General features: G+C 57.4%; 13 protein-coding genes. 3 read left to right on the top strand and 10 right to left on the bottom strand.

From position 1 onward, the window contains the following. The first annotated feature begins 76 nt into the window (after window positions 1-76). Window positions 77-793: a hypothetical protein gene (locus BW43_RS19570; protein WP_032885628.1), complete on the top strand. Its 717-nt coding sequence runs from the start codon at window positions 77-79 to the stop codon at window positions 791-793. A gap of 54 nt (window positions 794-847) precedes the next feature. Here the strand turns inward: BW43_RS19570 and BW43_RS19575 are convergent, their stop codons facing one another. Together BW43_RS19575 and glyA are read right to left on the bottom strand one after the other, a co-directional pair. Further along, window positions 848-1,942: a pyridoxal phosphate-dependent aminotransferase gene (locus BW43_RS19575; protein WP_032885627.1), complete on the bottom strand. Its 1,095-nt coding sequence runs from the start codon at window positions 1,940-1,942 to the stop codon at window positions 848-850. Between the two features lie 145 nt (window positions 1,943-2,087). Next, window positions 2,088-3,443, bottom strand: a complete 1,356-nt coding sequence (gene glyA / locus BW43_RS19580; protein WP_032885626.1) for a serine hydroxymethyltransferase — start codon at window positions 3,441-3,443, stop codon at window positions 2,088-2,090. A 308-nt stretch (window positions 3,444-3,751) separates the two neighbouring features. Here glyA and BW43_RS19585 point away from each other — a divergent pair, with 308 nt between their 5' ends. Beyond that, on the top strand, window positions 3,752-4,354 hold the full coding sequence (locus BW43_RS19585; protein WP_032885625.1) for a helix-turn-helix transcriptional regulator: 603 nt from the start codon (window positions 3,752-3,754) through the stop codon (window positions 4,352-4,354). Further along, window positions 4,341-5,219, top strand: coding sequence for a queuosine precursor transporter (locus tag BW43_RS19590; RefSeq protein ID WP_032885624.1), 879 nt, complete (start codon window positions 4,341-4,343; stop codon window positions 5,217-5,219). The genes BW43_RS19585 and BW43_RS19590 overlap by 14 nt, the downstream gene beginning before the upstream one ends. Before the next feature lie 41 nt (window positions 5,220-5,260). Here BW43_RS19590 and queC read toward each other — a convergent pair whose 3' ends face one another. The 8 genes from queC to hmpA all read right to left on the bottom strand — a co-directional run bounded on the left by queC (window position 5,261) and on the right by hmpA (window position 13,587). Next, window positions 5,261-5,959 carry a 7-cyano-7-deazaguanine synthase QueC gene (queC, locus tag BW43_RS19595; protein WP_032885623.1) on the bottom strand — a complete coding sequence of 233 codons (699 nt, stop codon included), beginning with the start codon at window positions 5,957-5,959 and terminating at the stop codon, window positions 5,261-5,263. Between the two features lie 103 nt (window positions 5,960-6,062). Beyond that, complete coding sequence (gene cyoE, locus BW43_RS19600) at window positions 6,063-6,950, bottom strand: heme o synthase (protein WP_014719864.1); 888 nt, start codon at window positions 6,948-6,950, stop codon at window positions 6,063-6,065. A gap of 11 nt (window positions 6,951-6,961) precedes the next feature. Beyond that, a complete protein-coding gene (gene cyoD, locus BW43_RS19605) occupies window positions 6,962-7,303 on the bottom strand; it encodes a cytochrome o ubiquinol oxidase subunit IV (protein ID WP_017734785.1) in 342 nt (113 codons plus the stop codon). After that, a complete protein-coding gene (locus BW43_RS19610) occupies window positions 7,303-7,929 on the bottom strand; it encodes a cytochrome o ubiquinol oxidase subunit III (RefSeq protein WP_032885622.1) in 627 nt (208 codons plus the stop codon). Before BW43_RS19610 ends, cyoD begins: the two co-directional genes overlap by 1 nt. Before the next feature lie 3 nt (window positions 7,930-7,932). Then, window positions 7,933-9,951 carry a cytochrome o ubiquinol oxidase subunit I gene (gene cyoB / locus BW43_RS19615; RefSeq protein ID WP_032885621.1) on the bottom strand — a complete coding sequence of 673 codons (2,019 nt, stop codon included), beginning with the start codon at window positions 9,949-9,951 and terminating at the stop codon, window positions 7,933-7,935. Between the two features lie 3 nt (window positions 9,952-9,954). Then, complete coding sequence (gene cyoA / locus BW43_RS19620; RefSeq protein WP_032885620.1) at window positions 9,955-10,896, bottom strand: ubiquinol oxidase subunit II; 942 nt, start codon at window positions 10,894-10,896, stop codon at window positions 9,955-9,957. Between the two features lie 792 nt (window positions 10,897-11,688). Further along, entirely contained in the window at window positions 11,689-12,195 is a 507-nt protein-coding gene (locus BW43_RS19625) for a disulfide bond formation protein B (RefSeq protein WP_032885619.1), read from the bottom strand. Between the two features lie 210 nt (window positions 12,196-12,405). Continuing rightward, the gene (gene hmpA / locus BW43_RS19630) at window positions 12,406-13,587 is read right to left on the bottom strand and encodes an NO-inducible flavohemoprotein (protein ID WP_032885618.1); all 1,182 of its coding nucleotides are present in this window, start codon (window positions 13,585-13,587) and stop codon (window positions 12,406-12,408) included. Window positions 13,588-13,650 lie beyond the last annotated feature (63 nt).

Genomic DNA, 13,650 nt, shown 5'->3' with positions numbered 1-13,650 from the left:
TGACCTGATCCCCCTCCCCCCTGAAAATGCGCGACGCTTTTTTGTCTTCCCCGTTTACTGAAGTAGTGAAATTTCAATGTCCGATTCTTACACCGAACACTCCGCCGAAGAATCCGTAGTCGCCTTGCACGCCAAAGCTGAATACGAAAACGCCATCAATCTTTCACAGCACGTGCCAGCCGCCAAGATCATCAGCGAGATGGTGCTGGACGCCTTTCACACCTCCAAGGAAAGCGACCAGATCCGCGAACTGCGCGTCGCCATCCGCCAGGCCCACGACGCCTTCGACGACGACAAGGCCTACGACCTGATGGGCCAGCTCAAGCAGCTCAAGGACGCCGAAGCCGCCGATAACATCGCGCTGGAAGACCTGAGCAGCAAATTCTCCATCAGCCGCATCCTGTCCAGCTTCAAGGACGACCCCGAGTTTCAGGAACTGGTCTACGGCCTGGCCCTCAAGGTGCTGAACCAGTCTCACCAAGCCATCAGCAACCCAAGCGCCAGCAAGGGCAAGGCGGCTCGCCCCAAGAAAGAAGCTGAAGTGTTTGTGATCAGCAAGGACGGCATCAGCGTCACGCTGCCGCTGCGCACGCCACGTTCCAAGTTGAACGTCGACCGCGAGGCGTTCGAGTTCCTGGGCTTCAGCTTTGTGGGTGAAGGCGATGAAGCCGAGCTGCAAGTCGAAAGTTTTGTGGACAACGCCGGCGTCGAGCAGCCGCTGAGCCGCAAGAGCGTGATTACTGCACTGCAACAGCAGACGGCGTTTGCGGGTTACAGCATCGCGCAGCAGTAACCAACACCCTCGGATCAATGTGGGAGTCCTCTCCCACATTTTTTTTGCGCGGTGTCAGCTGGCGCCCTGAATCTGCGCCGCAAACACTTCGCGAAACCGCGCCATCTCCCGCTTATTCCCCACCGTGACCCGCACCCACTGCGGCCAGTTTTCCCACACTCGTCCGATCAGTACGCCGTGGGCGGCCAGTGTATCGATGACCTGCTCTGCCGGGCGCTTCACGTCAATCATGAAGCAGTTGGCCTGGGATGCCGTGCAAGTGAAGCCACGGCCCTTAAGCCAGGTGATGGTTTCTTCGCGCAGTTGCGCGTTGAGCGCCTTGCGTTGGGGCAGCACCTTCACATCTTCCAGGCTGGCGAGGCCGCCGAGCAAGGACGAGCCGGCCGGGACGTTGTCGCCGCCGAATACCGCCAAGCGCTCCAGCAGCGCCGGATGGCCGATCGCCAGGCCCAGGCGAGCGCCGGCCATGCCGTAGATTTTCGAGAAGGTACGCAGCACCAGCAGATCGTCGTTGTCCTTGACCCAGCTCACCACGCTTGGGGTATCGGCGAAGTCGATGTAAGCCTCATCCACCACCAGCACACAGCCTTTGGGTTTGTTCGCCAAAGCCTGGCGGATGGCCTCGGTCGGCGTCACGGTGCCCGTCGGGTTGTTGGGGTTGCACAGGTAGAGCATGCCGGCCTGGGGGTCAGCCGCGAGCATGGCCTGGACGTCGTGGGCATGCTCGGCGTTGAGGTTCACTTCTTTCACCGGCGCCTTGCGTGATTGGGCGGCCTGGCGTGGTACCTCGTAGGACGGCGTCGCCATCACCAGGCCCCGGGTTTCGCTGGTAAACGCCAGCACCGCGTAGCGCAGTGCGGCCATGGAGCCGGAAAACACCGCCACTTGATCTTCGGCAATCCCTTGTTGCTGTGCAAATAACTCGGCCAGGGCGTACATGTGTTTGTACGGATAACGCCCTGCAGTGTCGATGCCGCGCTGCATCGCTTCGCGTGCCGCTGCCGAGGGCCCGTAGGGACTTTCGTTGTAGTTGAGCAGCACTTTGTCAGTCTTGGTTGCCGACGACGCGGCCACCGCCCAATCCAGGCGCCCGAGTAAAGGCAGGGCGGCGCTGAGGGCGAGAAGGGATCGACGACTAACGCTGACCATGGTGACTACTCCTTGTAGGCGGATGATGGATTCGCACTGCTCGTACAAGTGAGTATGACGAGACAATACGCGGCGGATTTAACCGAGCGCCCATGAAAAAGCCCCGTACGACTTTCGACGACGGGGCTTTTTCATGGGCGGGCTTTCAGTGCTCCCAATAGTCCGCGATGGGGTATTTGGCACACAAATGCTCAAGTTCAGAGCGCAGTTGCGCCTGCGCAGTGGGCTCGAAGTGGTACTCGTATTCACCAAGCGGCGTCACCTGGTTGAGTACCCGGCACACCAGATCGACGACTTGCCGACAGCCATCGGCATCCACATTGCGTTGGGCCATGGAACCTGTGCCAATACACAGGCCACTGGCAACGGCAGACGAACGGGTCTCACCGGGTACGCGACTTTTATTCACAACGATTCCGCAGCCTTCCAACGCCGACTCGGCGATAGCACCGGTCATGTCCCCGCGCAGACGAATCAACACCGTATGGTTTTCGCTGCGCCCACCGACCACGTCATAGTCATGGGCCTGAAACGCGTAGGCCGCTTCGTCGGCCAGGGCGCGAACCCGCCCCATGCAAACGTCGAATTCCGCCGTCATTGCGTAGCCGAGCGCCGCGGCTTTTGCGGCGATCATATTGACCGCCGGCGCGCCCTGCATACGCGGGAAGACGGCTTGATCCAGCACACGGCTGAAAGTCGCCTTCAAGCCAGGCACCTTGGTATGGGCGTCGCGACCGGACAGGATCAGCCCACCACGCGGGCCACCCAACTGTTTGTGAGTGCAAGTGGTCGTGACGTGAGCCGCGTTAATCGGGCTGGGGTGGCGACCGGTCACAACCAGCCCTGCGATATGGGAAATATCGGCCAACAGGATCGCGCCTGCTTCATCGGCAATCGCACGAAACCGCTCGAAATCCAGCACACGCGAATAAGCCGATGCGCCGCAAATGATGATCCGTGGACGATGGGCCAGCGCCAGGCTGCGCACCTGCTCGTAATCGATAAGGCCCTCGGCAGTGGTGCCGTAGCGAATCGCTTTGTAGTAGGCCCCGGTAAACACGGCGGGGCTGCCGTGGGTCAGGTGACCTCCGTGATCGTGGGCCATGCCCAGCAAGGTATCACCCGGCTCAAGCAGGGCGGACAACACTTGGGCGTTGGCGTTGGAACCCGAGTGCGATTGCACGCCGGCGTAGTGGGCGTCGAACAGTTCACGCGCCCTGCGGATCGCCAGGGACTCAACCAGATCGACATTCTCGCAGCCGGCGCGATGACGCTTGCCGGGCGCACCCTCAGCAGTAACGTTGACCAGTGCGGACGCGGAAGCCGCCAGGGTGCGAGGCTTGACTGCACAGGAGGACGCGACCAATGACAGCGTGCGATGTTGGCGTGCCACTTCGGCGTCCAGCAGCATCGCCAGTTCCAGGTCCTCTGCGCGCAGGTCCGCCATGCCTCGGCGCAACAGGTCAGCCTGATCCTGCAGGTGTACGGTATTGAATGCCATGGCGGGTGTCCTTTCCTTGGTCGCTGCGTATCAGTTCGTCCTGAACCGTGGCGTTCAATTAAACAGGAAATTAAACATTTTCCAAATTAAATGTTCGCTTTTGTCCCCCCTTACCGAGCGGATGGCCATTAGCCTTGCGCAATGCGGATCCCTCGCATCCGGGACTTTATTGTTAGGTCGCACGCGTGCAACACTTGCGCCCGCCGCGACGTATGAAACGCCCTGGATGGGCGTTTTACTGTTGAAACAATCTACACGGCGTCTTCAAAGATCGACGGTTTTTACTATAGGGAAGTGGTGAGCGCGTGATGCACAGACGAGAAAAAACCGAGCATTTGAAGAGCAACATCAAGTACTTGATCAAGAGCCGTGGCGAGACCCAGCTGTCGCTGTGCAACGCCGCCGGCCTGACCCGCACTACGATCTACAACATCCTCGAAGGCAAGGTCGTCAATGTTCAGCAGTCGACCCTGCGCAAGATTTCCGACTTCTTCGGCGTGTCCTACGAAGAAATCGAGACCATCGATTTTGAAGCCAAGGAAATCATCGAGAGCAGTGCCTCGCCCCAAGGCAACATGAACCCAGCAGCCGTGCCGGTGCTCAAGGAAAGCCAGGTCATGCAGCACTTGGATAAGCGCATTGGCGAACTGGCTACCCTCTTCCCGCTCACGTACTACTTCGGCACCTCCCACAACCTGATCGGCGTGCGACTGGAGCGCCCTATACCGGGTGCGAATGAGCCGGGTGACCTGTTGATCATCCAAAAGGGTTCGTCGAGCGACGATAAGGAAAAACTGGTGTTCGACAGGGCTACCCACACGCTGTTTATCAGCCGTGAAGCCTGCGCCAGCTCAGAACGTCTGTGTGTACTGGGGGATATCATTGAGGAGCGCTTCAATGACCACGTATGAAAGCGAGATCGAAAACAGTAAATACAAACTGCTGGGCTTCGAAAATGACAAGCGCCTGGCGGTGATCATGATCATCGCCACGGGCAAGATCATTCGGGTCAAGTTGAGCGAAGTCTTAAACAGCGAAATCATGGATAACTTGAATAAAATGGAAGTTAAAAACCTGTACAAGAAGTACTACTCCCAAGCGGGCACGGTGACGGCGTACGACCTCAACGATCGCAATGAAAGTTCGTGGATGATCTACATCATCCTCAACCTGCTGCTCTTCACCTTTTACATCTTCACCAGCATTGCCGCGACGAAACCGATCTACATTGAGTCCCTCGACATCATCGTTACGCCGGGCACTTTCCTATACCCGCTGACCTTCCTGATCGTGGATCTGCTCAACGAAAACTTTGGCCTGAGGCTCGCCCGGAAGGCCATCCTGTTTGCCTTTGCCAGCAACGCGATGATCATCATTTTGCTCTACGGCTCCACCTTCTTACCCGGCTTGCCCGGTTGGAAACTCGACGGTCCCTATAACGATGTGATTGTGCAGGTGTCGTCAGTGTTGATCGCGTCTTCGGTGTCGTTCCTGGTATCGGAAAACATCAACTCGTATTTGCTGTGCAAGATCAAAGAGCTGACTAACTCCAAATACCTATACCTGCGCATCTTCCTCAGTACGTTCTTTGCGGTGATTATCGACAGCTTCCTGTTCTGCTTTATTGCGTTCTACGGCGCCATGCAGACCAGCGATATCCTGAGCATGATCTATGTGCAGATCGCAATTAAGGTGGGCTTTGCGTTCTTTAATATTCTGCCGGCCTATGGCGCGCGTTCGTTGTTCAAGCGCTATATCACCGGCAACGCTGCCTGATTGAAACACGCCGATGGGCCTTGCCCATCGGCTTCATCACCTTAGTTCAGCTGCAACTTCTGCTTCAGGTTCTGCATGACATCCGTCTTGTTCTGCAGGTATTCATTCAAGCCCCGTGCACGCAGGTTGCACGCATCACACTCGCCACAGCCACTGCCGAGGACGCCGTTGTAACAGGTCAGGGTCTGCTGGCGGACCAAGTCCAGTTGCTGGTGGTAATCGGCCAAGGCCCAGGTCTCGGCCTTGTTCAGCCACATCAGCGGGGTTTCCAGGCGCACGTCATATTCCATGCCCAGCTTGAGTGCCTGATTCAGCGCCTTGACGAATTCATCGCGGCAGTCCGGATAACCGGAGAAGTCGGTTTCGCACACGCCTGTAATGACGGTCTCGGCTTTCACCTGGTAGGCGTAGATTGCCGCCAGGGTCAGAAACAGAATATTGCGCCCCGGCACAAAGGTGCTGGGCAGGCTTTCACCTGAGCTGTTCACGGTCGGCACAGGAATGTTGTCGCGGGTCAGGCTGCTGATGGCCAGCTCGTTGAGCAACGACACGTCCATCACTTTGTGAACGGTGGCCCCCAACTGCTTGGCAAGCTGCTGGGCGACTTCGACTTCCGCCACATGGCGTTGGCCATAGTCGAAGGTAATGCAGTGCACTTCATCGTAGTGCGGCAGTGCGTGGATTAAACAGGTGGTGGAGTCTTGTCCGCCACTGAACACGATTACGGCTTTTTTACTCATCGTTCTGCGTCCTGCATGGGTAGGATGTGGGCATAGTTTAAAGGTCACTCAATAAAAAACCCCGCGCTTCTTTCGAAGGCGGGGCCTTTTGCTACTCAGACACTCAGTGTGCGTAGGTCAGCAACAGCTCTTTCGGCACTTGGAAATCCAGGGACATCATCACGCTGAGCGCGGTGATGGTGAAAATCGAGAACACGAACAGCTTGCGCGCCCAGACGGTGTCATCCACCGCCTTGTAGCCTGTCCAGGCCATGTACAACCAGTACATGCCCATGGCAGCCGCGACGGCGAGGTAGCTCATGCCGGCGTAGCCACTGAAGGTCAACATCAAGGTCGCCACGAGGAAAGCCAGGATGTAGAGCAGGATGTGTTTCTTGGCAACCTGGATGCCACGCTTGACCGGCAAAACCGGAATCGATGCAGCCAGGTAGTCGTTGAAACGGAAGATCGCGATGGCGTAGGAATGCGGCATCTGCCACAGGCTGAACATCACCAGCAGCACCAGCGCGGCCATGTCGAAGCTATTGGTTACAGCCACATAACCAATCACCGGCGGCATCGCCCCCGACAGACTGCCCACCAGCGTGCCGTGAACCGACTTGCGCTTGAGGTACAGGCTGTAGAGGCCGACGTAGATGACAAAGCCGATCACGGCAAACAGCGCCGCCAACGGGTTGGCCACCTTGTACAACAGTGCCACACCGGCAACACCCAAAACGGTCGCGTAGATCAGTGCCAGCTTCAGGGAGATAAGGCCCTGGACCAGCACGCGATTCTTGGTGCGCTCCATCTTGATATCGATGTCACGGTCGATGCAGTTGTTGAAGACACAACCGGAAGCAACCACCAGGGACGTACCGATCATCGCAGCCAGGAAGATGGCCAGATCGACATGTCCCTTGGAGGCCAGGAAGAAACCGCCCGCCACAGAAAGCACGTTACCGAAAATGATCCCCGGTTTGGTGATTTGGATAAAGTGCTTAAGCGACATCGGGTCTTACCTCACTTCGCCATCATGAACGTATGGATGCTGAACATGATCCATATCGACAAGCCAACCAGCAGCAGGATTACTAAGCCTGCGAACACGAACGCAATCACGTTATCGCGCTGCTCTTTAGAACGATCCAGGTGCAGGAAGTACACCAGGTGAACCAGGACCTGAATCACCGCGAATGCCAATACGATCATCAAGGTGATCGACTTCGGCAGGGTCGGGTACATCACCAGACCGAACGGGATGAGCGTCAGGATTACCGACAGGATGAAGCCAATGGCGTACGACTTAACGCTGCCGTGGCTCGAATCATGGCTGTCATGGTCATGGGAGTGTGCATTAGCCATTACAGAGTCCCCATCAGGTAAACAACGGTGAAGACGCAGATCCAGACCACGTCCAGGAAGTGCCAGAACAGGCTCAGGCAAGTCAGGCGAGTCTTGTTGGTGTTGGTCAGGCCGTGTTTATTGACCTGATACATCATCACCGCCATCCACAGCAGGCCGGCAGTAACGTGCAGACCGTGGGTGCCGACCAGCGTGAAGAACGCCGACAGGAAACCGGAACGGTGCGGGCCGTAGCCTTCGGAGATCAACAGGTGGAACTCGTTGATCTCCATGCCGATGAAGCCCAGGCCGAACAGGAAGGTCATACCCAACCAGGTCAGCACGCCTTTCTTGTTGCCCTTGTAGAAGGCCAACATGGCGAAGCCGTAGGTGATCGAACTGAACAACAGCAAGGCGGTTTCGCCAAGCACGTAAGGCAGTTCGAAGATGTCGTGGCCCGACGGGCCACCCGCTACGTTGTTTACCAGTACCGCGTACACCGCGAAGATCGACGCAAACAAGATGCAGTCGGTCATCAGGTAGAGCCAGAAACCGAAAACGGTCATCGGCCCCGAGTCGTGGTGATGGTCATCGTGCCCATGGTCATCGACATGGGCGTGTCCAGCATTGGTCACTAAGTTCGACATGGTTTAAGCCTGTTCCAACGAGGTTTCTACACGGTTGGCCGGGATTTTCTTCTCGGCGACCAGGCGAGCGTGCTGCTCGGCTTCGATGCGCTCGATCGTTTCGACCGGCACCATGTAGCCTTGATCATCACGTGCTGCGTGGACAATGAAGTAGCCGATGGTGCCCACCAGGCTCACGATTGCCAGCCACCAGATGTGCCAGATCATCGCGAAACCGAACACGGTCAACAGCGCACCCATCACCACGCCAGTGGCGGTGTTGCTTGGCATGTGGATCGGCTCGTAGTGCTTAGGACGCTGGTACGCAGTACCGTCTTCCTTGGCTTCGGTGAACGCATCAATGGTGTTCGCAGTAGGGATCACGGCGAAGTTGTAGAACGGCGGCGGCGACGAAGTCGACCATTCCAGGGTGTGGCCATTCCATGGGTCGCCGGAGTCGCAAGCGTTCTGCTTACGGTCACGGATGCTCACGTACAGTTGGATCAACTGGCAGGCGATACCCACAGCGATCATGATTGCACCGAACATGGCAACGTACAGGTACGGCACCCACTCAGGGTTGGTAGTAGCGTTCAGACGACGGGTCATGCCCATGAAGCCCAGTGCATAGAGCGGCATGAACGCGACGAAGAAGCCCGAGATCCAGAACCAGAATGCAGCCTTGCCCCAACCTTCGTGCAGCTTGAAGCCGAACGCTTTCGGGAAGTAGAAGCTGAAACCAGCGATGTAACCGAATACAGCACCACCGATGATCACGTTGTGGAAGTGAGCGATCACGAACAGGCTGTTGTGCAGTACGAAGTCAGCACCCGGGATGGCCAGCAGTACGCCGGTCATGCCGCCGATGGCGAAGGTCACCATGAAGCCCAGGGTCCACAGAACCTGGCTGGTCATGCGCAGACGACCGTGATAGATGGTGAACAGCCAGTTGAATAGCTTCACCCCCGTCGGGATGGAAATCAGCATCGTCGCCAGGCCGAAGAAGGCGTTGACGCTGGCCCCCGAGCCCATGGTGAAGAAGTGGTGCAGCCAAACCATGAAGCCCAGTACCGAGATCGCGCCCGATGCATAAACCATCGAGTGGTGACCGAACAGGCGCTTGCCGGTAAAGGTCGAGATCACTTCGGAGAAGATACCGAACGCTGGCAGGATCAGGATGTACACCTCAGGGTGACCCCATGCCCAGAACAGGTTCACGTACATCATTGGATTGCCACCAAGTTCATTGGTGAAAATGTGGAAATCTAGGTAACGGTCAAGCGACAGCAGCGCCATGGTAGCGGCCAGGATCGGGAACGAAGCCACGATCAGGACGTTGGCCCAGGTGCAGGTCCAGGTGAAGATCGGCATGTCCATCAGTTTCATGCCAGGGGCGCGCATTTTCAGGACGGTGGCCAGGAAGTTGACCCCCGTCAGCGTCGTCCCGAGTCCTGATAACTGTAGCGCCCAGATGTAGTAGTCCACACCCACGCCAGGGCTGTACTGGATACCCGACAATGGCGGATACGCAACCCAGCCGGTCTTGGCGAATTCGCCGACGCCCAGGGACACGTTGATCAGCACAACGCCGGATACCAGCAGCCAGAAGCTCAGGGAGTTCAGGAACGGGTAGGCAACGTCACGGGCACCGATCTGCAGCGGCACCGCAAGGTTCATCAGGCCGGTGAAGAAAGGCATCGCCATGAAGATGATCATGATCACACCGTGGGCGGTGAAGATCTGGTCATAGTGTTCAGGCGGCAGGTAGCCAGGCGAACCTTCGGTGGCCATGGCCAACTGGGTACGCATCATGATGGCGTCGGCAAAACCACGCAGCAGCATGACCATGGCAACGATGATGTACATCACGCCGATTTTCTTGTGGTCGACCGACGTCAGCCACTCGGTCCACAGGTAGGTCCACTTCTTGAAATAAGTGATTGCTGCAAACAGTGCCAGACCACCCAGCGCGATCATGGCGATGGTAATCATCACAATCGGCTCGTGGAACGGGACCGCATCCCAACTTAATTTACCAAACATCGTTTACTCCTCTGCCCCAGCAGTTGAATGCGAGCCCGTGTCAGAACCTTCAACCGCGGCCACTTCTTTCTTCTCGTGCTTGACCGGCTTGCCTGGCTTCATACCTTCGTACTTGTCGACGATTTTCTGAAACAGGTTCGGCTCATACGCGGAGTACAGAGCGACTGGGTTGTTCTGGCTTGGTTTGGTCAGGGCGTCGTATTCAGCTTGATCAAGCTGTTTAGGTGCGGCCTTGACTTCGGCTACCCAGGCGTTGAAATCTTCCTGGCTCGTCGAGATCGCTTTGAATTTCATGCCGGTGAAGCCAGCGCCGCTGTAGTTCGCGGAGATGCCTTCCATTTCAGCTTTTTCGTTCGCGATCAGGTGCAGACGGGTCTGCATGCCTGCCATCGCGTAGATCTGGCCACCCAGGGCTGGGATGAAGAACGAGTTCATCACGGCGTCGGAGGTGATCCGGAAGTTAAGCGGGGTGTTCTCCGGGAACCGGATCTGGTTAACCGTGGCGATACCCAGGTCCGGGTAGATGAACAGCCACTTCCAGTCCAGCGCGACCACTTCGATGTTGATCGGCTTGACGTCGGACTCCAGCGGACGGTACGGGTCCAACTCGTGGGTCGACTTATAGGTGATGTAACCCAGGGCGATGATGATGAGGATCGGAACCAGCCACACCGCGATTTCGATCTTGGTGGAGTGCGACCACTTAGGCGCGTAGGTCGCGTTGGTGTTCGACGCGCGGTATTTCCAGGCGAAGGCGAAGGTCATGATGATCACAGGCACCACAACCAACAGCATCAGCAGGGTGGCAGTGATGATCAGGTTTCGTTGATCCAGACCGATCTGTCCTTTTGGGTCCATCAAGGTCCACTTGCAGCCTCCCAGCATTAACATCATGCCAAGCAGCGGCAAAAAGCCTAGTAATCGGGGGTACCTGTTTTTACTCATCTCACGACCTCTAAAGCAGCTTGCGCAATGCAGTTGGGTTTTGATCGCCAACACTTCACCCTGCCAAGGGTTGGCATTTCTCTTCGATTGAATAAGAGCCTGCCCGGCACGCCATAACGGAGCGTTTCACGGACCTGCGGTGAGTTCTTATTCGATTTCGTGGTTAAAGGCCTTGTTACAGACCAATTCCGTTTGGTGCGGATAGTTGAAAGGCTGCCGGAACCTTGGGGTCGCACAGAGCCATCCATCTGCCCCTCGACCGCTCCAGTGCTCAAATATTGAACAGCACGGGACATTCAGTGCGTGCGATTGTAGTTAGCTAGCGATGTATAAACCATGTCTTATAAAGAAATAATTTTTATCGATTACAGCAATAATCCTTCACCGATATTGCAACGGTTCGCGATTTTATCGCGTTCGATTCTCAACAAAAACCACAAAAATTGCGGTGTTATAGGCTGAACCGCCACGGCCTTCAGTCGTCGTAAGGGCATGCAAAACCTATCTAACCCCCCAGAAAACAAGGCATTGGGACATCACGCAAAGGTGTGTCCGCCGCGAGGTGCGCAACGTCGTCCAGACCACGAACTGACAGCACACCTTGGGCGTTTTTTGCAAATTTAAGCGATGGCTTCGCGAAGCAGAAACGTCCTGCGGCGGCCTCTGTGTGACAACATGTCGCACGCTTCGCGCACCCTCAGTTGTCCCGTGTCACGCTCTATTCACAAAAGCCTACAAACAAAAACGCCCCGGCCTTCGTCAAAGAAGGACCGGGGCGTTTGACAGTTGGGTTCAGGCCTTGCGCTGGCGATTGCGATAGATGCCCAGCGGCACCAGGATCACCGTCAGCACGAACGCCACCAAGGCCCACTGCGCCAGGGACAGGCCCAGCACCGGCGGGTACGGCGTGCTGCAGAAGCCATCGACCTGAAAGCCCAGCGGGAAGACCTTGGCCAGGGGCAGGTCATCGACGATGGGTTGCAGCACATCGATGCCGCAGCTGACCTGCGGGAAGAACTGGGTGTACACGTGGTGACCCGCTGCGGCCACCCCGCCGACGGCGCTGAGGATCACCAGCCCTTCGAAAAAGGTCAGGGCACCCTTGGTGCGCATGGCTGCGCCGATGAACGCGAAGATCGCAATCAACAACAAGGCATAGCGTTGCAGGATGCACAGCGGGCACGGCGCCTCGCCCAGCACCACCTGCATGTACAACGCCCCACCGATCAGCGCCAGGCAGATGATGCCCAGCAACACCAGAAAGCGCCGCTCCCTGCCTAAACGCAATTCGTCACTCATCCCCGTATCCCTTTGTTTGGTTGTGCCAATGGCCGCAAGTTTACACACAGAGAGTGGTTTAAACAGAGGGGGGTTAACGGGGGATTAATCTGAAGAAATAGAGAGCCAAATGTGGGAAGGGGCTTGCCCTCCATAGCAGTGGATCAGCCAGCTTATCTTCAGCTGACACACCGCTATCGAGGACAAGCCACCTCCCACATTTTGACCGTGTTATTCCAAGGCAGCAGCCGGGCCGAAGAACTCGTAGCGGCTTTGCTTCTCGGGCACACCCAGGGCCTTGAGGTGGCGCTTGATTGCGGCCATGAAACCTTTAGGCCCGAGGAAGTACGCGTCCAGGTCACGCTCTTGCGGCAACCAGGCCTGCAACTGCTCCAGACTCAAGAGCCCAACGTTATCCGCCGCTGGGCTCACGCCGTCATCCTCGGCATAGCAATAGAAGCGCTTGAGTTGAGGGTGCTTCGCGGCGAGCGCGTCCACCCAATCGCGAAACGCGTGCACCCCGCCGTTACGCGCGCAGTGGATAAAATGCACCGGACGCTGGGTGGCCAGAGCGGCTTCAAGCATCGGCAGGGTCGGCGTGATGCCCACGCCGCCGCTGATCAGCACCAACGGTTTATCGCTGGCCTGCAGGATGAACTCACCCGACGGCGGGAACAGGTCGATGGTTGCGCCGACGTGCAACTGGTCATGCAGGTAGCTGGACACCCGCCCACCGGCTTCGCGCTTGACGCTGATGCGATACTGCCCGGCATCGCTGAGGGCCGACAGGGAATAGTTGCGGCGCACTTCTTCACCGTCGAGCACCAGCTTCATACCGATGTATTGGCCTGGCGCGGCGGCAAGGATCGGACCGTTATCCACAGGCGCGAAATAGAAAGAGACGATCTCGGCACTCTCCTCCACTCGCTTGACCAACGTAAACGCCCGCGCACCGCGCCAGCCGCCGGGGGCCTGGGCTTTCTCTTCGTAGATGGCGGCTTCGGCACCGATCAGAATGTCGGCCAACTGGCCATAGGCGGCGCCCCAGGCCTTCATCACCTCAGGCGTGGCAATCTCGCTACCCAGCACTTCGGAAATCGCCCGCAGCAGGCAGGCGCCCACGATCGGGTAGTGCTCCGGCAGGATCTGCAACGCCACATGCTTGTTGATGATCTTCGCCACCAAGTCGCCCAGTTGGTCGAGCTGGTCGATATGCCGCGCGTACATCAACACGCCGTTGGCCAAGGCGCGAGGCTGGTCGCCGCTGGCTTGGTGGGTCTGGTTGAACAGCGGGCGCACCTCAGGGTACTCGGAGAGCATCATGCGGTAGAAATGGGTGATCAGCGCCTCACCGCCACTTTCCAGCAGGGGCACGGTGGATTTGACGATGGCACGGTCTTGGGCACTAAGCATGAGAGCCTCCTGGGCTTCTTTACTGATTACCCTTAGCTACTCAGTATTCATGCCAACTAATAA

Origin of the sequence: Pseudomonas sp. RIT357 (assembly GCF_000632245.1) — a bacterium.
Lineage (GTDB): Bacteria > Pseudomonadota > Gammaproteobacteria > Pseudomonadales > Pseudomonadaceae > Aquipseudomonas > Aquipseudomonas sivasensis.
This window is presented reverse-complemented; position numbering and strand designations above follow the sequence as displayed.